This is a genomic window from Streptomyces sp. LE64, assembly GCF_052606915.1.
In genome coordinates this window covers 6,394,351-6,417,303 of sequence record NZ_CP199708.1, presented here as the reverse complement: position 1 = coordinate 6,417,303, position 22,953 = coordinate 6,394,351, and the positions used below count along the sequence as shown (strand labels likewise).

12 protein-coding genes and 1 pseudogene are annotated in these 22,953 nt (G+C 68.2%); all 13 read right to left on the bottom strand.

The genetic code is table 11. The features are described 5' to 3' along the window. Positions 1-41 precede the first annotated feature (41 nt). Positions 42-1,340, bottom strand: a complete 1,299-nt coding sequence (locus tag ACSMX9_RS28465) for an MFS transporter (RefSeq protein ID WP_445398310.1) — start codon at positions 1,338-1,340, stop codon at positions 42-44. A gap of 599 nt (positions 1,341-1,939) precedes the next feature. Continuing rightward, entirely contained in the window at positions 1,940-2,746 is an 807-nt protein-coding gene (locus tag ACSMX9_RS28460) for a class I SAM-dependent methyltransferase (protein ID WP_445398308.1), read from the bottom strand. Between the two features lie 132 nt (positions 2,747-2,878). Further along, the gene (locus ACSMX9_RS28455) at positions 2,879-4,585 is read right to left on the bottom strand and encodes an aldehyde dehydrogenase family protein (RefSeq protein ID WP_445398306.1); all 1,707 of its coding nucleotides are present in this window, start codon (positions 4,583-4,585) and stop codon (positions 2,879-2,881) included. Positions 4,586-4,660: 75 nt separating this feature from the next. After that, the gene (locus ACSMX9_RS28450; RefSeq protein WP_445398304.1) at positions 4,661-5,497 is read right to left on the bottom strand and encodes an alpha/beta fold hydrolase; all 837 of its coding nucleotides are present in this window, start codon (positions 5,495-5,497) and stop codon (positions 4,661-4,663) included. 44 nt (positions 5,498-5,541) lie between these two features. Further along, positions 5,542-6,996 carry a flavin-containing monooxygenase gene (locus ACSMX9_RS28445; RefSeq protein WP_445398302.1) on the bottom strand — a complete coding sequence of 485 codons (1,455 nt, stop codon included), beginning with the start codon at positions 6,994-6,996 and terminating at the stop codon, positions 5,542-5,544. Then, a complete protein-coding gene (locus tag ACSMX9_RS28440) occupies positions 6,993-7,718 on the bottom strand; it encodes an HAD family hydrolase (RefSeq protein WP_445398300.1) in 726 nt (241 codons plus the stop codon). The genes ACSMX9_RS28445 and ACSMX9_RS28440 overlap by 4 nt, the downstream gene beginning before the upstream one ends. 82 nt (positions 7,719-7,800) lie before the next feature. Next, positions 7,801-8,580, bottom strand: coding sequence for an SDR family NAD(P)-dependent oxidoreductase (locus tag ACSMX9_RS28435; protein ID WP_445398297.1), 780 nt, complete (start codon positions 8,578-8,580; stop codon positions 7,801-7,803). Positions 8,581-9,097: 517 nt separating this feature from the next. Then, positions 9,098-14,956: a DUF7927 domain-containing protein gene (locus ACSMX9_RS28430; protein WP_445398295.1), complete on the bottom strand. Its 5,859-nt coding sequence runs from the start codon at positions 14,954-14,956 to the stop codon at positions 9,098-9,100. A 622-nt stretch (positions 14,957-15,578) separates the two neighbouring features. After that, positions 15,579-16,228, bottom strand: a pseudogene (locus ACSMX9_RS28425) (transposase family protein); the annotation flags it as partial. An 87-nt stretch (positions 16,229-16,315) separates the two neighbouring features. Next, the gene (locus tag ACSMX9_RS28420; protein ID WP_445398293.1) at positions 16,316-16,762 is read right to left on the bottom strand and encodes a hypothetical protein; all 447 of its coding nucleotides are present in this window, start codon (positions 16,760-16,762) and stop codon (positions 16,316-16,318) included. Positions 16,763-16,767: 5 nt separating this feature from the next. Continuing rightward, positions 16,768-21,456 (bottom strand): putative T7SS-secreted protein, encoded by a 4,689-nt coding sequence (locus ACSMX9_RS28415; protein WP_445398291.1) that lies wholly within the window; start codon positions 21,454-21,456, stop codon positions 16,768-16,770. Further along, positions 21,456-22,115 (bottom strand): hypothetical protein, encoded by a 660-nt coding sequence (locus ACSMX9_RS28410; protein WP_445396227.1) that lies wholly within the window; start codon positions 22,113-22,115, stop codon positions 21,456-21,458. The genes ACSMX9_RS28415 and ACSMX9_RS28410 overlap by 1 nt, the downstream gene beginning before the upstream one ends. After that, a complete protein-coding gene (locus ACSMX9_RS28405; RefSeq protein ID WP_445398289.1) occupies positions 22,112-22,549 on the bottom strand; it encodes an SseB family protein in 438 nt (145 codons plus the stop codon). Before ACSMX9_RS28405 ends, ACSMX9_RS28410 begins: the two co-directional genes overlap by 4 nt. Positions 22,550-22,953: the final 404 nt, after the last annotated feature.

Sequence of the window (22,953 nt, the reverse complement as noted above, 5' to 3'; positions counted from 1 at the left end):
GCCTCCGGCACGCGGGAACACGAGGCAAGGCCCCTCCGGCTTCACACCGTCTGGACGCAGGTGCACTGGCAGACGGCGAGCGTGCCCTGTGCCGCCTCGGTCTCCTCCCGGACGGCGGGGTCACCGAGGGTTCCGGCGGCCTGGGCCAGTTCCTCGCGCGGCCAGAGCGCCAGTGCGGCGACGGCTCCCAGCGCGGCAAGGACGGCGAGGATCGTCCAGGTGAGCGTGAACCCCGATTCCGTGGCGATCCAGCCGGCGACGGGGTAGGTGACCAGCCACGCCAGATGGGACAGCGAGAACTGGGCGGCGAAGACCCCGGGCAGTCTGTTCGGCTCGGCCGAACGGCGCAGCACCCGCCCGGTCGGTGTGACGATCAGCGCCATTCCGCCCCCGATGACGGCCCAGACGGCCGCCGTCCCCGGCCACGTGGTGAAGCCGGCCGCGCTCATCGTGACGGCGGCGGCGACGCCCGTCAGCAGGACCGCGGCGCCGGTCGTCATCACCGTGCGTTCACGGACGCGGTCGAGGACACGGGGCAGCAGGAGCGCGACCAGCAGGGTGCCGCCCCCGGAGGCGGCGAGCATCCAGGCGACGTCCGTTTGGGTTCCGTCGAGTTCGTCGCGGACGTAGTTCACGGTGTTGACCACGACGATCGAGCCCGCGGCGGCGACCACCAGGTTCAGCGCGATGATGCCGCGCAGCCTCGGGGTGGTGACGAAGGTCCGGATCCCCGAAGCGACGCGGTCCCACGCCCGGGTGTGCTCGCTGGGCCGGGCGTCGGGGATCCGTGTGGAGAGCACGAACAGGGCGGAGACGGCGAACCCGATGGACGTGCCGACGAAGAGCCAGTTGAAGCTCATGAAGGACAGCGCCACCGCCGCGAGGACCGGGCTCAGCAGGCTCTCCATGGTGTAGGCGACCTGAGAGGCCGACAGCGCCCGGGTGAAGTCCGCCTCATCGGTGACGATGTCGGGAATCACCGCCTGGAAGGTGGGGGTGAACGCGGCGGACGCCGCCTGGAGGACGCCGATCAGCACGTAGATCTGCCAGACCTCCGTGACGAACGGCAGCGCGATCACCACCACGGCCCGGACCACGTCGAGAGCGGTGAGGAGCTTCCGCCTCGGTAGACGATCCACATAGGCCGCAGCCAGCGGCGCGATGACGACGTACATGACCATCTTGATCGTCAAAGCGGTGGCGAGGACCGCGCCGGCGCTCGGGCCCGCGAGCTCGTAGGCGAGCAGTCCCAGTGCGACGGTGGCCAGCCCCGTGCCGAACAACGCGATGATCTGCGCACTGAACAGACGGCGGAAATCTCGCAGCGCGAACAATCCCATGGCTACCTTCCTCCCGGGCCACATACCCCGGCAGGGTATCTCACGGCCTCCGCGTGCATCGGTCGGGGGATCCTCGTGGCCCGCCTCAGGGCCGGCCTTCCGCGGGAGGGCGGCGCGCGCTCGGCCATGCGGAAGGCGGTGACGGCCCGTCAGGACCGGTGAGGTCGGGTTCCTCGACGACTTCGACCAGCAGGGCCGCCACCTGCGCAGCGCTCCGGACGGTCCGGCGCGGTCCACGCCGGTGCGGACGCTCGCCCTCGGGGCGCGGAAGATCCGCGCACGTGCGGTGTCGGCAGGAGAGCCGCGAACCGGCCCCACGGGCACGGGCCTCCGTGTGATCACTGAGCGTGGAGAACGCCGCGATCACGCGGAGCCCGTGCCTGTTCCCGCTTGCCGGGACCCCTCGCCGCTCCACCGTCCGCAGGGCGGTCAGCGTCACGCGGTTGCAGGTGCCTTCCTGGGTGAGGCCGTGCAGCGCGCCCGACCCACCCGGGTCCGCCGGTCCCTCACCAGGCCGCACGGCTCACGACCCGCTCGCACCACGCTCCACACGTCGACGCGCGTCCCCACCGACGTCGGCGGCCTCGCGTGGCACGCCGTCAGGCCGGGCGACGCGCCCGGACGGAGATCATGACCAGACTGACGTCGAGGAAGGCCGGATCGTCGAAGCAGTCGATGCCCGCCTGCCACTCCTCCTGCGTGAGGAGTCCTGCGGAGATCAGCGGAGCGCGCATTTGGTTGATCATGAACGTCCAGTGGCGGTCACCCGAGCCCCCCTGCCCGCACTGCAGCGTGCGGGTGGAGACGGACAGGTCGGTCAGGCCGTTCCGCAGGGCCAGACCGGGCAGGGACCTGGCCCACCGCAGGTCCGCGCCGTGCTGACCCCAGAGGGTACTGACGGCTCGGGTCATCTTGCTGAACTCCGGGTAGGGTGATTCCCGGTCATCGATGATCACGGGCTCCTCGGTCACGAGCCATCCACCGGGAGCGAGCCACCGAGCGGCCCGCCGATAGACCTCCTCCCGCTCGCGGAGGTGAACCAACAGCGCACGGGTGTGGATCAGGTCGAAGGACCGCGGAGCGAAGTCGCACTCGACGACGTCCCGTTCGCTGATCGTGAGGTGTGGGAAGGCGCTCCGGTCGAGGAAGCGGGTGTCCAGGTCGACGGCGGTGGTGTGCCCCTCGGGGCTCGTTCCGGCGAGCCAGTACGCGATCGACCCGGCGCCCGCCCCCAGCTCCAGACTGCGCCAGTTCGGCCGTATCCCGCAGTCGGAGAGCAGGCTGATCGTCTCGGGGTCCCACGAGTCTTCCAGACGGCGAAGCCTCTCGAGCTCGCTGTGCACCTGATGGCCGATCGAACTCTCGTTGTACCCGTGCGCGGGGTTCTGCAGCTGCTGGCTGGTCATCGTTCGGTGCTCCTTGCGTGTCGTGGCAGTCGGGTACGGCCGTGGGGGGAGGTCGTCTGACGTGGTGAGTCCGCGGTGGCGGATGAGGGTGCGGGCGCTGCTGGTGAGGGCGAGGAAGCGCCCGGTCTCGCGTCAGCTCCTGAGCGCGGAGAAGGTGAGCGCCGGCAAGCGCCTGGCCTGCGGTGCGGCGACGAAGTGGGTGAGTCGTTCCAGGGTCGCGCGCCCGGTGCGACTCGTGGCGAAGTACGGCGGGCGTGGTGAGAGCGACGGAGAACCGACGAAGAGGCCCCGTGGCGCCGGTGCGAAGGGTGCGCGGAGCACGGTCTTCTCGACCTCTCCCAGCATGAAGGCGTTGTGCACGAATCCGGTGCCGCTGCCGACTGCCCGGCGGGTGTGGCCGGGGTAGGCGCCCCAGGGCGTGTAGCCGAGGAGGAACCCCACCCCTGGCCAGCAGTTGACGCCCACGGTCCCGTAGCGCAGTGCGGCGATGGCGTCCCGAACGGCGGAGGGTGCCGCCTTCTCCGTCCGTGGGTGGACGAGCACCGTGGCGCCCAGCGTCCCGGGCAGGACGTCGTTGGCGAAGTCGACCGCGCGGCGGAGGAACTCGTGCGGACCGTCGCTGCGAAGCCTGACCACGCCCAGGGCGCCGGCGAAGACCTCGGTCGTGATGAGCGGATCGTCGTGGTCGTGCAGTTCCGGCACCAGGACGAGGCCCGTGGTGCCGAGGATCTCGGCCTCCGGGTGGCGGGCCAGGACTTCGGCCGACCGGTTCTCGGTGCCGGGGTAGTAGCCGGCGCGTGGCGGAAGCGCACGCGCGAGAAGGCGGATCTCGTCCAGCAGTCGCCGGGATCCGGTCCAGCCGGCCGGCAGGACGAGCACCTGACTGGCGACGCAGTTGTGGCCCGAGTTGTTCATCTTGCTGGTCACGATGTGCTCGGCCTGGAAACGGAAGTCCCTGTCGCTCCAGTCCCCGGGGAGGACGATGACGGGGCTGACTCCGCCCAGTTCGCTGGTGAAAGGCTTGGTGACCAAGGGAGCGTCTTCGCGGCGCCGCCGCTCGGCCAGAGCGTCGGTGCCCCACACTATGGCGTCGTGAGTGCGGTCGCTCCCCGTCACGTGCAGGGAGTCCACGCTCGGGTGTGCGGTGAGGTACGCGCCCTCCGCCTCGCCCCCGTCGACGAACCGCAGCCAGTCGCGCCTGACGAACTCGCCGAACACCCAGTCGAGGTGGGGACGGAGGTAGGCGTTGACCGGGTGGGTCTTCGCCACGACGACCTGACCGTCGGCGTAGAGCTTGTGGAGGACGTCGAGCGGGGTGATGGAGGCGACGTTGCCGCCTCCGAGCACCAGTGCGACGCCAGGCGGGCTCGCACCGCCACGGTATTCCTCCGCCGCAGCGGCCAGGACGCTCTCGGGCGTGGCGCCCTCCTGCATCCGCACCTCGGCACGGTATCCGTTGAGGAGGACGCGGTCCCACCCCGTGGCGGGGAAGACGTCGACCGCGAGGCGTCCGTCACGGATGCGCACCGCGTGGGACTCCACCGGGTCCCTTCCCGTTGCCACACGACGCAGCACCTCAAGACGGGCGTTGACGCCCTGGAGCAGGGCCCAGGGGCCGCCCGCCCAGTCCTCGGCCGCCCACGGGGAGTCCGGAGCGTAGCCCTTCGCGCGGGCGGCCGCGGTGACCATGTCCGAGGCCACGTCGAGGATCCTCGGTACGAGTCGTTCGAGCAGGGCGATGCGTTCCGTGATCGGAGTGGCGGCCCAGGAAGGGGCGCTTCGCCGCAGTGCGTGCACGGCCTCGTCCATCGCTACCGTGCCGGAAACGATCCTATGCACGACAGGTCGCCTCCCGGTCACGCACCCGTTTTCCCAAGCGTCCGTTCCCTGCCTGGTTCCGCACCGGGAGCCGTATCATTTCCTCTCCTCGTGAAGCGTGTCCAAGAACTTCTGGATCTCTCCGCTCAGTTTTTCCGGGCATTCGAGGGGCAGGAGGTGGCCGGCGCGAGGGATCATGGACAACCTGGCGGACGGGAGCTCTTCGGAGAGTTGCCTCATGTATCGACGCGAAGCGATCCTGTCACGCCCCCCGGCTGCTATCAGGACCGGAACCCTCCTCATGGCGGTGAGATCCGGTAGCGAGAATTGGGAGAGCAGTCCGAGCATGACGCTCAGCGTGTACGGCGAAGTGCTCGACAGCATGGTCGAGAACTCGCGTCGAGCCCCCCTGGAGGCGTCGGCACCATAGAGGGGCCACCGCCGGGCACTGATCACCCCTATCGCCTTCATCGCGCCGCGCGCCACCAGTCGGCCGACGTGTCCGCCGCGCTCCGCCTTCACGGCGACGCGAGGCAGAGAGCGAAGAGCCCGTTCCAGGAAGCGTCCTGGACTCCCGCTCACCGAGCAGCGGAGATCGAGACGGGACGCGCTGACCAAGACGACGCCGACGATCTCAGAATCCGATCCGAACAGCGTCGGTTCGAGAGCGGCGAGCTTGAGGACGGCGGCACCTCCGGCCGAGTGCCCGACGAGAACCACAGGGCCGGTCAGGCGGGCACTCCGGACGACCGCACCGAGATCCCCCGCGAGCCGATCGAGCGTCAGCTCCTCTTCCCCCAAGGGCGTTTGCCCGTGTCCACGTTGGTCGTAGGCGTACGACTCGTACCGGGGAAGGACCCTACGGACCTTGTCCCAATACGTCCCGTCGGCGCCCAGTCCATGAACGAAAAGCAGGGAAGGTTTTGAATCCATAAGCCACTCTCGCTTCCTGGCCAGGACCTGGCTGATTCGCCGTGTTATCGGATGTCGAAGTGCGAAGGCTGGATCCGTGACAGCATTTCGTGATGCGCTCTCACCGTCCAGGGCCAGACCATCAGATTCCCCTGAGGATCGTGGTACCACGATGTACACCCGGACGAGAAGGCCGTACCGGGCATGCCGCTCCGCAGGAGTTCGTTGAATTCATCGGAGGCTTCCTGGGTCGGGGACATCTCCGCAACGGCACCGGATCTGAAGAGTTCGATCCAGCGAAGGACGTAATCCGACTGCGTCTCGGCGATGCGCATGACCGACTCGCTGGAGAACGGGCTGTTCGGGCCCACGAGCATGAAGAAATTCGGGAAGCCCGGAAGCGCGACCGTCTGATACGCCTTGGGGCCGTTGGACCAGAAGTCTTCAAGCGTTCTTCCGGATTTTCCCATTATTTTCATCGAACGCATGAAGGCATCTGTGCGAAACCCCGTGGCGAAAACGATGACGTCCGCTTCCCTCTCTACACCGTCACAGGTGAGTATCCCCCGTTCCGTGATCCTCCCAATCCCCTCGCCGATTACCGTGACGTTGTCCCGCTGTACGGCTCGGTAGAATCCCGAAGCTGCCACCAGTCGCTTGCACATGGGGTTGTCGGGAGGCGTGAGAAGTCGCCGCAACTCTGTGGACCGGACCCGCCTGAGAGAAACTCGACAGACCCCCGCGATCAGTCTTCGCTGCCACCCCGGCCTGACCACTGCCGCACTGACGGTGCCCTGGAAGACCACCCGCCAGAAGCGATCTGCGAGCCGGCTGAAGCCCGGCACCACGCGATGGAGTCTCTTCGCGAACGTGGAGTACCGTAGCGCGGGCTTCGGGAAGACCCACTGCGCGGTGCGCTGAAACAGATAGAGGTGCTCGGTCTCTGCGGCGAGTGCACAAGTCATCTGCGTTCCCGTGGCCCCCGTGCCGATGATGGCGACACGCTTCCCCCGCGTTTCCACTCCGCTCTCCCACTGAGCGGAGTGCATCATGGCCCCCCGATAGGCGCTCTTGCCCTCCAACTCCGGCAGGGCCGGCTGGACGAGTAGCCCTGTCGCACACACCAGGAAGTCCCAACGCGACTCCACCCCCCGGGACGTCCGCACCATCCATTCGCCTGAGGTGTACCTGGCCTCTGCGACCTCTTCGCCGAGTCTGAGATGAGGGCCGATTCCGTACTCCTCCACCACCTTGTTGAGGTAGGAGAGGATCTCATCTCCTCGGGCGAAATATGAATCCCATTCGGGGTTCGGTGCGAAAGAGAAGGAGTAGATCCGGCTCGGAACGTCACATGAAACGCCTGGATAGACGTTCTCCCGCCACACTCCCCCCACGGCCTCCGCCCTGTCGTACACGACGAAGTCATCGATTCCGGCTTGCTTGAGCTTGACCGCGAGGCAGATCCCGGAGACCCCGGCGCCGACGATCGCGATCCGGGCCTTCTCTCGTCGGCCCGTCATCGCTCCTGCCCCCCGTCGTCGCACGCTGCCCCGGCCAGTGACCCCGACAGCAGCTCGCGCGTCTGCTCCAACACGGTTCGACGAGTCGCCTGACGTATTCCGAACCACCGAGCGGCCTCACGGATGTAGGGGTCCGGCTCGAACAGCAGCGACAATCCGGCCCGGTTCAGGACCTCGATGTCCGGCCAGGAGTTTCCCAGCGCGTACGCGACGTTCCAGTCCACCGCCCCGGGCTGAACCACCTCCTCCAGTACCGCCTTCTTTCCTCCCGGCAGCGCAGGAGCCAGTTCGAGGCGGCCGGTGTACTGGCCCTCGGTGCGGACGAGTCGAGTTCCGCACCCGGCATGGACACCGAGGTCCCGGGCGACCAGACGCACGATCTCGTCCGGACTCCCGGAGACGAGAAGCGTGTGATATCCGGCCAGGTGGAGTGTGTCGATCAGCGGCTTCGCGTGAGGGTACATGGACCCCTTCTCGCGCTGCCACACCTCCTCAGCCAGCTCCTGCATCACCGACTCGGGCCGGCCGGCCAGCGCCTGAGCGTATTTTTCGTAGAGCGAGTACATTCCCACGACGGACGTTTGGGCGTCCTGGTAAAGGCGTCCGAGGTCCTTCATCACCGCGGGGTTCACGAGCTTCGTGGCGCCTTCGGAGCCGAGCATGGCCATCCCCAGCGCGTGGGGCGTGAGGGTGCCGTCCATGTCCAGTAGCGCGATTTTCATCAGACTCCCCCTCTCCCGACGCGCCGGCCCCTCGCCGTCGAATAGTCACGCCTGGACTCACCGCTGAGCTCGGCGAGTCGCCTCAGCCTTCCGGTGCGAGCGCGTGAAAGGCCGCGACGTACGGCACGTAGGCGGGAACGTTCACCACCGGACGTGGTCGAACCAGGGACCTGGCGATACCCCGTGCGACCTGCTCCGGTGTCGCCGCCGGGAAGAGGTCACTGAGCCGCGACATCCTGCGGGAGGACACATGACGGAAGAAATCCGTACCAGCCACCGCTCCGGGGCGAACCAGCGTCACTTCGACGGGGGTACGGGCGAGTTCCAGACGCAGTATCTGGCTGTACGCCTCCGCTGCCGCCTTGGCTGCGGCATATGCCGCAGCCGGACCGCGGACGTAGACGTTCCCTGCCAGCGATCCCATCGTGATGACGTGCCCGCCTCCGCCGGCAAGCATCAGCGGGACCACCGCGCGGGTCGCGTGGACCATGGCGTCGAAGCTGGTCCGCATGGTGCGTTCGATGTCGTCATCGCTCATGTCGGCGTCGTCGACCCAGCGGCTGTACGCCGCGTTGTTCACCAGCACGTCAACCCGCCCGTGGCGGCTGTGCACGGCGGATATCCACCCCTCCAGGGCTTGCCGGTCGGTGACGTCCACCTGCTCGACGTGGAAGGATCCGGGCGATGCCGTGGAGCGAACGGCCTCGATGTCGCTCCTCGATATGTCACAGACGTGGACGATCGCGCCGTGTGCGGCCAGGAGGCGTGCCACGGCCCGACCGATGCCTTGGGCGCCTCCGGTGACCAGGCAGACCGCGCCGGTCAGGCGGTCACGCAGGGCCTTGTTCTGTCGGGATGTCATCTCCGCTCCTTCAGTCGGACCTTCGCGGCGGGTGGTCTGGCCTCGACGGCCGCCGTCCCCTCGGCCCGTCCGTGGCCGTCGATCGGCGACGGGGCCGGTACGGGACGTCGGCTCCGCGAAGGGACGCGGCATGCCACTTCGATGATCTTTATGTCCGAAATGAAGCCTGTCAAGGCATATGAAACATTTGCCGCTTCATGGGATCTATGGGGCATTGTCTTGTTTGATGGGGTAGTTGATACCGCCGAGTCCGCTGGATTCCCGATCGACGACCTCTACTACTCCTCCGCCGGCTGCTGCCGGCCCGGGGGATCTCCTTCGTGCCGGTGACGTCCTGCTGTCCGGGCAGGAACACGAGGAGGCCGCGCCTCTCCCCGCTCACGGCCCGGAGCGGGTGAGCCCGGCGACGGGGAACGGCGCCCGAGCGGAGACGGCACGCGCGGCCCCCACTGCCCCAGTGCCCACCCGCGGGTGGGCACTGGGGCAGTCGTCGGAACAGGTCGTCGACGGGAACGATCTACCGACTGGTGCCGGCGGCACCGTCACCGAGTCGGCGGCGTCGGCTGCGCATGACGATCCAGCCGCCGAGCCCGAGCAGCAGGGCCGCGACGAGTACGGTGGCCGAGATCTCGGCACCGGTTCTGGGCAGGATCCCACCCGATCCCTCGGCTCCCGGCGCAGCCGACGGGTCGGTGGGGTTCTCGGTGCACAGGGGGTTCTCCGGGGCGCACTCGGCCGGCGGTTCCTGGCCGGTGGGGCTGAGGAGGTTCCGGAGGTGGTGGTCACCCTGGTCGTCACGGGGCTTGACCTTGACCTGGTAGGTCACGGTCACGGTCCGGTCGGGTGCGACGGTGCCGGTGACGAGCAGGGCGCTTCCGGTGGGTCCGGTCGCGGCGAGCCCGTCACCGGTGGTGACGTTACCCACCCATTCGGCGTCGTCGAGCACACCGGCGAGGTGGTCGGTGTAGTCGACCGGAGCCGGTACCCGGCCGGTGTTGGTGAACGACAGGGTGTAGGTGAGGACTTGCCCGTCGCCGACGGGCGTGCCCGTCTTCGGGTCGACCGACTTGGCCGGGGCGACGTCTCCGACGGGGTTGGTGGTGCAGTCGGGCAGTTCCCCTCGGCCCGGTTCGCACACCGGCTCGGCGGGCGGCCGCTGTGAGGGGGCGAGCAGGTGGTTCACGAGCACGCTGTCGCCGCGTTTGCCGGTCGGGTTGACCTTGACGCCGTAGGACACCGTGACGGCCTGTTCGGGCTTGAGCTCACCCGTGATCCGGATTCGGTCGCCGTCCCTGGAGACCGTGAAGGCGTCGTCGGAGGCGGCCGGTTCGCTGGTCACGGTGGCGTCGTCGAGCACGTGGGACAGGTCGTCGGCCTTGTCCACGGTGCCGGTGGCTTTGCCGGTGTTGGTGAACGTCAGCGTGTAGGTGAGCTCTTGGCCGGGGACCACGGGGGTTCCGGAGGCGGGGTCGACCGACTTGGTGTCGACGATCTCCGGGATCGGGTGCTCGGTGCAGGACACCCCGTCCTCGTCGCACTGCGGAGCGGTGTTCCCGGTTTCCGCGAGGACGTTCTCCAGTCGGTTGTCCCCACGCTTCCCGTCGGGCTTCACGGTGACCGTGTACGTCACGGTGACCGTCTGACCGGGTGCGAGCGTGCCGCTGACCCGGATGGTTCCGTCCTGACCGGACGTCGCGGACAGGGCCGGGTCCGACGAGGTCGGGTCTCCGGTGAGGTCGGCGTCGTCGAGCACCTCCTCCAGACGGTCGGAGTGGTCTACCGGGCCTGCCGCTTCCCCGGTGTTGGTGAACGTCAGGGTGTAGGTGACGTCCTGATCCGCGACTGCCTTCGCACCGGACTCGGGGTCGGAGGACTTCGCGGCGGCCACGTTCGGCAGCGGTGTGACCGTGCAGTGCGCATCCCCCTCCGCGCACTCCGACGGCGGCTGTTCACCGGCGGGGACCAGGAAGTTGTCGGCGGTGTCGTTGCCGCGGTCGGCTTCGTCCTTGACGGTCACCTGGTAGGTGACCGTGACGGTCCGCCCCGGCTGGAGCTCTCCGTCGACCGTGAACGAACCATCGGCGACCGGTGACACGCGGAGCGCGTCGTCGGAGGCTTCCGGGTCGCGGGTCAGGTCGGTGTCGTCGAGCACGTCGGTGAGGACGTCGGTGTGGTCGACGACCGACGGGGCTTCGCCCTGGTTGTCGAAGGTGAGGGTGTAGGTCAGCACCGTCCCGGCCTCGACCGGGGCAGTATCGGCGGAGACCGACTTGCCGGTCAGGAGCCGTCCGATCGGGGTGACGGTGCAGTCCGGACGTTCCGCGTCGGCCGGCTGGCACACCGGGTCGGTCGGCGGTACCGGCGGGTTCTCCGGGTCGTCGGGGAGCAGGAAGTTCGCCGCGACGTCATCGCCGCGCTCGTCGTCCGCCTTGACCGTGACCCGGTAGGTCGCCTCGTAGGTCTCGCCCGCGGGCACCTCCCCGGTGATGGTGATGCGGTTCCCGTCACGGGCGACCGTGAGGCCGTCCGAACTGGTGGGTTCGGTGGTGACGTCCGCGTCGTCGGTCACGTGGTCGAGCAGATCGACGCTCTCCACGGTCGCGGGTGCTTCACCCGTGTTCTCGAAGTGCAGCGTGTACGTGAGCACCGTCCCGGCGGCCACCGGAGTCCGGTCGGCTTCGACGGACTTCCAGAAGTCCAGCAGCGGCACCGGGTGCTCGGTGCAGGAGACCCTTTCGTCCTCGCAGTCGGGTTCGGTCGTGCCGGTGGGAGCGAGGACGTTGCCCAGGCGGTTGTCCCCTCGTTGCCCGTCCGGCAGCACCGTCACGGTGTAGGTGACCGTGCGGGTGGCACCGGCGGCCACTTCGTCCATGTTCCAGGTGATCGTGTCGTCCGACGCCAGGGCCGCCCGGCCACCGTCGTCGTCGGTGAGGGAGCCGAACGCGGCGTCGTCGAGGACGTCGCCCAGGTCGTCGGTCAACGCGATGTCGTAGACCGGGCGTTCCGAGTCGTTGGCCACGGTCAGGGTGTAGGTGATCGTGTCTCCGGCGTTCACGGCGGTGCCGGATGCCGGGTTCGAGGTCTTCGACAGGGTCCACTCGCCCTGACGCGGGTCGTTCTCGATCTCCCCCAGGTCGAGCAGGTGGGTACCGCGGTCGACCCCGGCGGGTTCGACGTTCACCTCGACCGGGTCTTCGAGGGGCAGGTGTCCGGACGGTGTCGTGGTCTCGGTGAGCGTGTACTCGCCCCACGGGACGCCGGCCACGCGGAACTGCCCGGCCTCGGGGTCCTGATCCGTACCCGAACACCCCTCGTCGGTGCAGTCCGTGATCCTCAGGGGCCACCCCTCGGGCATCTCCAGGCCGTTCTCGAGCACCGGGGTGAGGGTCCACCCGGAGCCCGCGAGCAGGTCCCCGGTGCGGCTGTCGGTCTTCTGCCAGGCGACGTCCGGCAGGAACTGCAGCCCGACGGCTGATGCCTCGGTCGGTAGGATCGGACGCCCCGACAGTGCTTCGACACCGGTGACGGCGGTGTTGTTCCACGCGATGCCGTCGAGGCCGGCGCTCGTGCTCGGGCCCGCGGCCTTGGCGGCGAGTACGGTGTTCTCGCCGTCGCCGGGGGCGAAGACCCGGGATCCGAAGTCGATGCGCAGGGCGGTGACCGCTGCGTAGTCGTCGCCGGGCGGCGTGGCCGCCCAGTCGTTCTCGCAGTCGGCGGGTGCGCTGTCCACGGCGCCGCCGCCGGTACCGGCGAGGTCGCCACGGCACGGGTTGGCGCTGGTGGAGTACCGCAGGGTCGCGCCCGCGGGCGCCGCGACCGGTCCGGTCAGGTGCACCGGGAACGCCGAGCCCCGGGCGCCTCCGGCGCCGGGGAGGATCAGGGAGTCACCGATCCGGGGCAGCAGGTCGTAGGCGACCACGTTGCGGATGTCCACCGAACCCGAGTTCTCGACGCGGATGGTGTACTCGGCCTCGCCGGACGGGTCGGTGCTCCCGACGCCGAGGGCGCCGATCGCGGCCGCGTCGTGGGTGCCCTGCACCGTCTTGCTCGTGTTCACGCCGGAAACGGGAAGGACGTTGAAGCTCGCGGAGGCCAAGCACCCGATGGCGGCGGCGCGGTCGGTGGTCGGCCGTAGGTCGGCGTCGACCAGTGTCCCGACCCCGCACTGCACGTAGGTGTCGGGCACGCCCGGCCCGCCTTCGGCGCCGGTGAGGAGGTAGTCGTTGGTGTACACGCCCGCGGGGACGCCCTGGTTGACGCGGACCTGGAACCGCACGAGGGCGGTGCGGCCCAGGGTCGCGTTCGAGGTGATCTCCGCGTCCGGGAACGTCACGGTGACCCGTTGCCGCCGCTCACCTCGGTGGTCGACCGTCTCGACGGCGAGCTCCGGCTCGCCGAGTGCGGCCGCGAACGGCGCGTCTCCCCCCGCGGCGACGACCTGGAGCGAGTCCTCGACGATGGTGAGCGCGGCCGGAAGGTACTCGGTCGCGGTCGGGGTGAAGGTCGACGCGTCGAGGACCGCCTGGTCCGCGTTCCACTGCGCCCGGCGCATCGCGAGATCGACGGTGAGCAGGTCGCCGGTCTGCACCGCCGGGGTGGCGGGGCGGGAACCTTCGGGGATCGCGGGGTCGTACATCGACTTGACCGGCCGCAGCGTGAGCGGGTTGGTCATGACCTGCCGGTAGCCGCAGATGCCGGCGGCGCTGGCCGCCGTCTGTGGCTCGTGCGGAAGGTACTGCCGTCCGCCTTCGAAGGTGATCACGTTCTTGACCGGGCAGTTCTCCACGGTGACGTACCAAGGGTGGACGTCGGAGCGGTCCACGTCGAGGTTCGGATTGTTGTACACCGTGCCGACGTTGCTGAACGGCACGTCCTCGGAGACACGACCGTGGATGAAGAAGCTGCCGCCACCGAACGGAGGGATCTCGGTGTCCACCTCGATCTTCGTGATCCACTCGCCTGCCGGCACCGGAGTGGGCGTGGTGCCGTTGGTGCCGTCGCAGTAGCGCTTGGCGGTGTCGCTCATCGACGTGCCCGCGGCGATCGTGCACGTTCCGGTGCTGCCGGCGTTCGTCGTCCACCCCACCTGCAACTCGGGGAGGTACCTGTCCGCGGAGAACTGCAGATCCACCAACGCCGGGGTGGCGCAGTCGATGTCGTCGGCATCGGTCGGCGAGGTCAGCCCGCACGGCAGCATGTCGGTGAACGTCCACCGGCCCGCGGTCGGCTCGGTCGAGGTGCCGTTCAGGGTGTAGATGCCGTTGCCCTGGGCGTGCACGGTGCGGTAGAGCGGCGAGCCGATCGCCCAGTCGTAGCCGGGCCTCTTCTCGACGCTCGCACCGGCAGCACCCTCACGGAGGGGGTGCGAGGCGGAGCCGTCCGAGGAGAGCGTTTCCGAGGACTGGCCCCACGCGTTCGCGGTGGCCACGACCGAGTTCTTGACCGCGCTCGGGTCCGGGTCGGCGCTGAACACACCGTCGGGGTAGACGACGGTCGCCTTCAGCGGCGCACCCGTCCAGGTCGTGCTGCCGGAGTACGGCTTGCAGGCATGGGGCGGGGTGTCGTTGATCGAGGAGCCGAGGCTCCAGGTGATGGTGTTCGCCGTCGAGTCGTACACGCCGCCGTGCGTGGCGTTCACGAACTGCGCCCCGGCGGGAAGGGTGTCGACCACGGTCAGGTTCTCGAGCGCCTGCGTTCCGAGATCGGAGCAGACGTTCCCCATCGTGCGCTCGTACTGGGAGGGAGCGCCCGCGGTGGGGAACTGGGAGTCGTAGCCCACCAGGATCGAATAGGTCACCTGCTGGTTCACGTACGGAACGCTGGTCGGGTTGGACTTGACCTTGAAGACCTCCAGGGAGATGTCGGAGGTCACGGTCGTGGTCGCCGAATCCGTGACGGGCCCCACGCCGGCGGCCGCGAAGGTCACCTCCGGGGTGATCGTCGCCCCATCGGGCGTGACCGAGTTCGGCGGGGTGAGCGTGAAGGACACGGTGTCGGAGGTGCCGGTCGTCACGGTCGCCGGGAACCTCCACACGAGCGTCTGGTCCGGGGCGGTGCCGACGATCGTGGCCGCCCCGGGCACAGCGGCTCCGTTGATCTGGAGCGAGCTCTGGCTGGTCACCGTCAGAGGAACACCATCGGGGAACGCGTCCGACGACGCCAGCGCCCTCGGTACCGGAACCGAGATCGTCGCGTCGTCGCAGGTACCGCTGCCGCTACACGTCCACTGCACCCGGAACGACGTGCCCTGACCGGACCGCACCGTTTCCGGGACCGCCTCCACCGACACGTTCAGCGTGCCACCGGCGGCCTGCGCCGGCGTGTGGGCGAGGATCGGTACGGCGAGGAGCAATGCGAGCGCGTACCTCAGCAGCACGCCCGGGCTACCCCGCCCCCTTTCACGCGATGTCGGCCGGAAGCGCCGCCCGGAGGCGCGCGTGGCTATGTGCATCGAGGCCCTCTTCCCTTGCTCGTCCCCGCCCCTCGACCAGAGCACGACCCCGGGCCGGGACCCTCCCTCCACGGTGGGTCCCCGACCTGCGTGATCTGACGAACGCTCGGGATCACGTCGTGGATCGATCCGCTCCACTCTCAGTCACTCACACGGGAGAAAGTGCAAATTTCACCCTTACAGGTGATATTCGTACCTGTATAGGCCGCTTGAGCACAAGAGCCACGGGTTTCCCCTGAGATGTCGGGGTGTCAGGGACGGGTGACAGCAGGTGGGGTGGGTCTCCGACCTCGCCGTGGAGACCCACCACACCGGGATCTCCTCACCCTTTGGCACAGGCCGCTGGAAGAGGCAGGTGCCGTCCCCCGTTCAGGCGTGCCGTGACGGCACGCCCTCGTGTCGGCCAGGGCAACACGAGGGCCCGGCCTCGCAGGAGGACCCGGACCCGGGTGCGACGGTCAGGCCATGCACCCGCCACCAGCGGGACGTCGCCCCTTGGCCCACCCACGCGCACCTACGAGCCGCGCGCCCCGGCCGCGAGTGCGAGATCACGGTTGAACTGCTGGTATTACCTTGGGGTTGTTCGCGGTGGTGGTAGCAGGGGGTGCGGACGGTGGCGCCGGCGCCCTGGTAGGACCGGTCCGCTGGCACGAGAATCTGCCGAGTGAGACGGGCCTGGACGATGTCGAGGGCGCGGGCCGCGGTCAGGTCATGAGTCCGTCCCGGCGTCGCGCGGGAGAACCAGAGCGGGGTGCCGTCGGGGCGTGCGCTCGACCTACACGTTCATGCCATGCTGTTTGCGCTTCTGCGAGCAGTACGGCTCGTCTGCAGCCACCCGGTCGGTCGGGATCAGCGTGCTGTCCAGGATGACGAAGTCCCTTCGCCCAAGCCGACGAGCGCCTCGCGGAGCCCAGGCGCCTACTCGGCCGGTGCCTCGACGTACCGCCATGCCGTCGCCTCCGAGACGCCGAAACCGGCTCCGACCTGGGCGAACGTCTCGTTCTTCCGTAGATGGGCCAGCGCGAGCAGGGCCTGCTCGAAGCCGCTCAACTTCCTTCAGGGAGAGCGCAGTTCATGCCTTCGGGCGTAGATGAGCCAGGAGACGTGCTCCACCAGCTCGTAAAGCACGTCGAGCATGGAAGGATACGGAACCAACAGAGCCCCCGGGGTGTCGGCAGTATCGAGTGGAATCAACACCGCCAACAATCGAGGGCTCTGCTCTATCACCACTCTTGACCAGGCCTCTTCACCCTCGGAGCACAGGATGAAAGAGGTTCACTCGACTCAGGAGAAATCATGGAAGACGACCCAGTACTCGCTATCTTCTTCCGTAACAGCGCACAGAGACCGCCCGTCGAATGACATTGCCATGAAATCTACGTTTTCCTTTCGATGGCTCAACCGGGATGAAATTTTGGCTCCATCCACCCATTTAACGCAAATCCATCCGGCACCGACCGCCCCCGGCCCGGGAAGAGCGATGAGGAACTTCCCGTCATTAGTGAAAAGTGAATGACTCCTTGCCGTGGCAAGCCACTGGCGATCAGCTTCATCCAGTGCACCGGGGGAATCGGAGGGGATGACCCTGGCGGGCCGCACCTCCATATTCGTCACGCTCAGCAGTGCCTGACTCACGCTAGGGACGCCTTCCGGAGCGCACTCATCCAGGGTTGTGAGCCCCATGTCGATCGCTCTGCCCAACCAGAACTCTCTGCTCGTCAGATCGCTCATCGCGCCTACTCCTCATAGAAGAAGTGATGATCCCCGCCCTCTTTGTTCATTTTCGCGTATCTTTCCATACTCCGATAGCCTCCGCTGTGATCCCATCCAAAGTTGACGAATGTTCTGGATTCATCGATCTTCGGCTTTCCGGCATGGAAGTGCGGGCCTGCTGGATCGTGCGTGTGCTCGACGACAACTCTTGATCCCTGAGGGGTTTCATACTGTCGAAAATTCCCCCAATGCGATGCCTCAGAAGAGTAGACGTAGCCGTCCATATTACTCATTCTCACATCGCCGACCACCTGCCATTCAGCCCAGAATTCTGCCTCACCGAGGCGGATTCCCGCCAGTTCATAGGCCGCTTTCTTCGCTTCAGCGCGCGATCCGAACGGGTTGGACTTCTCCCCCTTGGGGTAGGACGGCGCAAGGCCGAGGGGGTCGGTCCAGCTGTAGGGGTTGTGGACGTAGGTGTGTGGGTTGGGCGCAGGGACCAGGCCGAGGGGGTCGGGGGTCGTGTAGCGGGCGGTTTCGGGGTCGTAGTGGCGGAAGTAGTTGTAGTGGAGGCCTGTCTCGCAGTCGAAGTACTGGCCCGGAAAGCGCAGGGGGGTGTATGCCGTCGCGTCCGTGTTCCAGGTGGTGGTTCCCCAGAGGGTGGTGCGGGTGTGCCAGGCGATCTCGCCGTCCTCTGCCACGAGTTCGCGTGGGGTGCCGACGAGGTCGGTGACGATGGCGAAGAAGCGGGAGTCGATCTCCGTCTGGGGGGCGTCGGCGGCGGTGATGCGTTCGGTCTGGGTGATCGGGTGCAGGCCGCGGTGGTCCCAGGTGAGGGTGACCGGGTTCGGGGCATCGGGTGTCGAAGTGGTCTGTTCGCAGTGGGCGGTGCCGTCCCAGGTGAACGTGATCCGTTCTGCCACCGTCGTGTCGTCTGCCGATAAGCGTTGTTTTGATGTACGGCGGCCGAGTGGGTCGTAGGTGTAGCGCCATACGGTGCCGTCGGGGGTAGTGACCTGGGTGAGGCGGTCCTCCGGGTCCCACTGGTAGTGCCAGGTGTCGGGTTTGCGGGAGAGGCGGGTTTTCTGGCGGAGGGTGACGCGGCCGAGGGCGTCGTGTTCGTAGCGGACTCCGCCGGCGCGGGTGAGGCGGGTGCCGGTGTAGGTGCGGTCGCCGGTGGCTTCGTAGCCCGGGTGGGTGGCCGGCCAGGAGGCTGCTGCCTGATTGCCTGCCGCGTCGTAAGCGTAGGTCTCCGACCAGTTGCCCGCGTGGACGGCGGTGACGCGGCCTGCGGGGTCGAGGGTGAAGGTGCGGGGGCCGTCGAGGTGGTCGTCGAGGGCGGTGAGGTTGCCGTCGGCTCGGTAGGTGTAGGCCCGGCGTTGGAGGGTCTCGCCGTCTGTGGTCGCTGTCTGGGTGGTCAGGCGGCCCATCGGGTCGTAGGTGTTGGTGAGGGTGAGGAAGTTGCCGATTCCTCGGGTGAGTTCGCGGCCGGCGTGGTCGTAAGTGATGTCGATGGGACGGCCGGAGACGACCAGGTTCGTGCGGCGGCCTGCGGCGTCGTACGACCAGGTGGTGCGGGCACCGGTAGGGGTGGTTCGGCCGGTGCGGCGGCCCAATTCGTCCAGGGTGTAGGTGAGGACGCGGCCGTCGACGGTCTCGCTGCGGACGCGGCCGTACTGATCCCGCAGGATCGTCAGTCGGATGCCGTCAGGACCCATCGCCTCGGCCAGCTGATCGGTGAGGTCGTAGGCGAACGTCGTGATATGACCGGCGGCGTCCTTGCGGGTGGGACGTCCCAACGGGTCGCGCTCGAAGGTCGTCGTCTCGTCGAGTGCGTTCGTGCGGGAGACAAGACGGTCTGCTGCATCGTGGGCGTAGGTGAGGGTGCGGTCGTCGAAGTCGCTCTCGGATGTGAGGCGTCCGGCCGGGTCGTAGGTGTAGTCCCAGGTGAGGCCCTGGGGGTTGGTGACGCGGGTGAGGCGGAGTTCGGCGTCGTGGGTGAACTCGTGGCGGGCGCCGTCGGGAGTGGTGCGTGCGGTGAGGAGGTCGAAGTGGGTGTACTCGAAGTGGGTGGTGCCGCCGAGGGGGTCGGTGTGGGTGGTGCAGTTGCCTTCGCCGTCGTAGGTCCAGGTCTCGCTGGTGCCGTCGGGTGCGGTGCGGCGGGCGAGTTGGCCTTCGACGGTCCACTCCAGGTTAGTGGTCAGGCCGGTGGGATCGGTCATCGTCGTCGGGCGGCCGAAGGCGTCGCGCTCGTAGCGGGTGATGGCGCCGAGCGGGTCGGTGATCTCGACCGGCAGGCCTGCGCGGTCGCAGCGGACGGTCGTGACATGGCCAAGGGGGTCCGTGACGGAGGTGAGGCGGCCCGCTTCGTCGTGCGTGAAGTGGGTGGTATGGCCTGCCGGGGTGGTGCTGGTGAGGCGGTTGCCACGCTCTTCGTAGGTGTGGCGGGTGGTGTTGCCGTCCGTGCCACGGATACGGGTGAGGCGATTGAAGTCGCCGTGCTCGGCCGTGACCTCGCGGCCGTCGGCACGCGTCACCGAGACGACGTTGCCCATGTCGTCGTACCGGCAGGTGGTGATGTGCCCCAGCGGATCGGTACGGGTCAGCACCCGTCCGAACCGGTCCCTCGTGAAGCGGACGGTATGGCCCATCTGGTCGGTCTCAGCTACGACATGCCGGTGCTCGTCGATGTAGTAGCGGCGGGTGTGGCCCTCGTTGGTGGTCGTGGTCGTGATGCGGTGGCCGGTCTCCGGGTCCACGTCGTCGTATGTGAGGCGGAGCGTCATGTGGCCGGCTTCGCCGCCCTCGGCGGTGCAGCGGTCTTGGTCGTCGTACTCGTAGGTGTACGAGTGGTCGTTGCTGTCGGTCCAGGACGTGACGCGGCTGTGGTCGTCGTAGGTGAACGTCAGTGGTAGGCCGGAGGAGTTGAAGACCTGGGTCAGGTGGCCGGTCTCGGAGTAGGCGTAGCGTTTGATCTCTTGGTCGGTGCCGTCGGGGGCTGCGCCGGCCAGGGACAGGGTGGTGACGCGGTCGTCTTCGATGGTGAGGGTGAGGCGGTAGCCGCCGGAGGAGGTGATGGCGAGGGGGGTTCCTTCGGGGGTGTGCTCGAAGGTGATCCAGTTGCCGTTGCGGTCGTCGATCTGTTCCAGGGCGGCCAGTTGTTCGCTGCGGTCGGTGAAGTGCCAGGTGCGGCTGGTGTGGGGGTCGGTGATCGTGTAGCCCTCGTCGACGCGGTTCAGGGGCCAGCGGCGGGGGCCGTGTGTGGGGAGGGTGGGGACGCCGGGGGCGGGGTGGGGGTAGGTGAGGAGGAGGCCGTCCTCGGTGACGAGGATGACGCCTTCGGTGTCGATCTCCAGGCGTTGGTCGAGGGTTGAGGTCCAGGAGGGGCCGAACCAGTGGCCGAGTCGTGAGCCTGATTCGAGGCGGCGGGTGAAGGCCAGGGGGAGCGTGCCGGGCAGGGTGATGTCGGTTTGTGGCAGGTACATCGTGCCGGTGACGAGGTCGACCGGGTCGCTGGGGTCTTTCTCGACCTTCTCGCGTGGGTTCTCGTGGCGTGGTTCCTTCGTTGTCGTCTCGCGTGCGGTGTTCGCGTCTTTTGGGGTTGCTGCCCGTATTCCGCTGCGTGTGAGCCCGGCGCCTTTCGTGCCGATGAGTTCGGGGATGAGGCGGCCGGTGAACTCGGAGGGGTCCTTCTTGAAGCCGTCGACGACGGTGGTGAGGATGCGTTCGGGGTGGGCGGCGGTGGAGACGAGGCCGGAGAGCGTCATGGAGACGTTCTGCAGGTAGGCGGCGGGGTGGGTGAGGTTGTAGGGGTCGGTGGGGTTGAGGCCGCGGGCGAAGTTGACCAGGCCGGCCGTGCCCTTGAGTGCGCCGCCGACCACATGGGTGAGTTCGGTGTTGTATGCCTGGTAGCCGTCGATGATGTTGTTGCCGAGGCGGTCGAGTGGCGGCGGTTCGGCTGGGGCGTGGGCGAGGGCCGCCTTCACCTTGCCCTGGGCTTCGCTGGCGGCGGTGTTGCGCTGTTTGCGGGCTTCGGCGAGCGTCTCGTGGGCCTTGTTGATGTCGGCCTTGCCGGGGTCGTGGAACGGCTCGGGCCGGGGGCCGGGGTCCTCGTTCGCCTTGATCTTCGCGTTGTAGGCGTCGACCCTCTTGTTGTACGCGTCGACCGCGTCGTCCGAGGCCTTCTTGCCCTTCTTGTAGAGTTCGACGGCCTCCTTCGCCTTGCCCTGCGCCCACGTGACCGTGTCGGCGTACGCTTCCAGGGCGCCGCTCGCCTTCTCGCAGGCGTTGGCGGCCTGGGCCCACTTGGCGGGGTGGACGCCGAACTTCTTGCGGAACGCGTCGCCGCCCTCACCGGCCCAGCCGGAGGAGTCGACCTTGCGCATACCGGAAGCGACCTGGTCGAACGCCGTGTGGAAGTCCTTGAGGTGCTTCGCGGACGCGCGGATCTTGTCCGGCTTGCCGTGGACGAGCTCGTTCGCCTCCTCGGTCTGGCCGAGCTGCTGCTCGCCGGGCGTGGCACCGAGGTCGGAGGCGACCTCGTCGCCCCAGTCCTCGACCGTGTCCGCGGCGCCGTGCGCGCCGACGTAGTCGAGGCCGTCGCCGACCTTGTTGGTGGTCCAGTCGACGCCCTCGCCGACCAGCTTCTTGCCCGCGTCGACGCCGTCCTCAAGCTTGCCGAGGCCCGCGTTGACCAGATCGCCGATACCCATCAGCCCGCACTCCCGCCGTGCTGTTGTTCGGGGGCCTGCGCGCGTTCCTCGGCGGAGGGGCCGAAGGTGGAGTCGAGCCACCTGTCGTACTCCGCGTCCGACATGCCCGCGGCGCCGTGGAGGTTCTCCGGGTTGAGGCCCATCGGGCCGACTGTGCGGGAGGTCATCACGTCCCGGCCCGCGTCCTTCCAGCCCTGCTCGCTGTTGGCCAGCGCCTGGTCGAAGGACTCCTTGCTGTAGTCCACACCGCCGAAGGCGCCGGAGGTGGCGATGTCGCCCCAGCCCTGCCGGGTGACTTCTTCCTCGGAGGCGTACGGATTGCCGATCAGCGAGTTCGTCACGACCTTGAGGCTGCCCTCGACGTACTGCTCGGTCTCGTAGTACGTGCCCGCAGACATGCCCGTCTTGAACGCGAAGGCGTTGCCCTCGTTCACCAACGAGCGAACCCCCCACTCCCAGCGTTCACAGAACGACGTGAAGTCACCGGTCAGGCCCTCGTGGCCGAGTTCAAGGCCGGACAGCGCGATGTCTCCGAAGCCGCGCCCTGCGCTGGCCTCGCCGACCATGCCGAGCTCCTTCAACTCGGCCAGCGCCTCGGTCAGCCCCTTCGCGATCAGCGCGAGACCGTCGGCCTTCAGATCCTTGCCACCGCCGCTCATCGCCCGGCCCCCTCCTCGACGGTCACCTCACGGTCGACCGCTACCGGGTCCGGCACGATGCCCCTGACCGGCGGGAACACCATCCCGTCCGTCCCGTCCGCACAATCCAGGACCACCCCGCACGGCACACCCATCGCGGGCACCGCGACATCCAGCAGCCGCGCACCCAGAATCGTGCGGTACGTCCACTCGCGGGCGAACTCGCCGCGGGCCCGGGCGTACCGGGCCAGGGCCTGTTCGTCGGAGAAGGCCAGGATGAACCTGATGCCGTTGAAGTCCGCCGTCAGCAGCCCTCGTTCCTCACCCGGACCCGGTTCCCCGCCCAACGGGACCAGGACCGCCGTCCGCCGGAACCCACCCAGGAGCCGAGCGAACTCCCGCTTACGGGCCACCACTTCGGAGGCAACGAGCAAGGCACCGGCATCATCAACCACCGTGCCAGGATCATCCGCCTGCGCACCGGGCTCTTCCCGCACGGGCGACGCCGGTTCACCCACTCCGCCCTCGACGTCCCGCCCAACGTCGGGCGACGACACCGATCGAACCGGACCACTCATCTCCACGTAGTCGGCGAGACGAGACCTCGGCGTTTCCCGCGGCTGATCCACCGCACCCCCGTGCTCAGTCATCCAGACATCATGGCGCACCCCACCTCCCGAACCACAACACGCCTACGTCACACCCATGTCACGGAACCCGAGCCCGGACGCACACTCCGAAAGGTCACCGCCACACCCGGCACCGATGCGACGTCACCCACCAGGAACAGCAAGCGCCGTGACGGTCACCTCGCCGGTTGCGGCGCCGGATGACCCGCAGTTCTACGCACCCCATGCTT

Excerpts from the sequence above, each read along its gene's own strand:
- ACSMX9_RS28465 (WP_445398310.1), bottom strand. The coding sequence starts at position 1,340 with ATGGGATTGTTCGCGCTGCGAGATTTCCGCCGTCTGTTCAGTGCGCAG.
- ACSMX9_RS28460 (WP_445398308.1), bottom strand. The coding sequence starts at position 2,746 with ATGACCAGCCAGCAGCTGCAGAACCCCGCGCACGGGTACAACGAGAGT.
- ACSMX9_RS28450 (WP_445398304.1), bottom strand. The coding sequence starts at position 5,497 with ATGGATTCAAAACCTTCCCTGCTTTTCGTTCATGGACTGGGCGCCGAC.
- ACSMX9_RS28445 (WP_445398302.1), bottom strand. The coding sequence starts at position 6,996 with ATGACGGGCCGACGAGAGAAGGCCCGGATCGCGATCGTCGGCGCCGGG.
- ACSMX9_RS28440 (WP_445398300.1), bottom strand. The coding sequence starts at position 7,718 with ATGAAAATCGCGCTACTGGACATGGACGGCACCCTCACGCCCCACGCG.
- ACSMX9_RS28435 (WP_445398297.1), bottom strand. The coding sequence starts at position 8,580 with ATGACATCCCGACAGAACAAGGCCCTGCGTGACCGCCTGACCGGCGCG.
- ACSMX9_RS28420 (WP_445398293.1), bottom strand. The coding sequence starts at position 16,762 with ATGAGCGATCTGACGAGCAGAGAGTTCTGGTTGGGCAGAGCGATCGAC.
- ACSMX9_RS28415 (WP_445398291.1), bottom strand. The coding sequence starts at position 21,456 with ATGGGTATCGGCGATCTGGTCAACGCGGGCCTCGGCAAGCTTGAGGAC.
- ACSMX9_RS28410 (WP_445396227.1), bottom strand. The coding sequence starts at position 22,115 with ATGAGCGGCGGTGGCAAGGATCTGAAGGCCGACGGTCTCGCGCTGATC.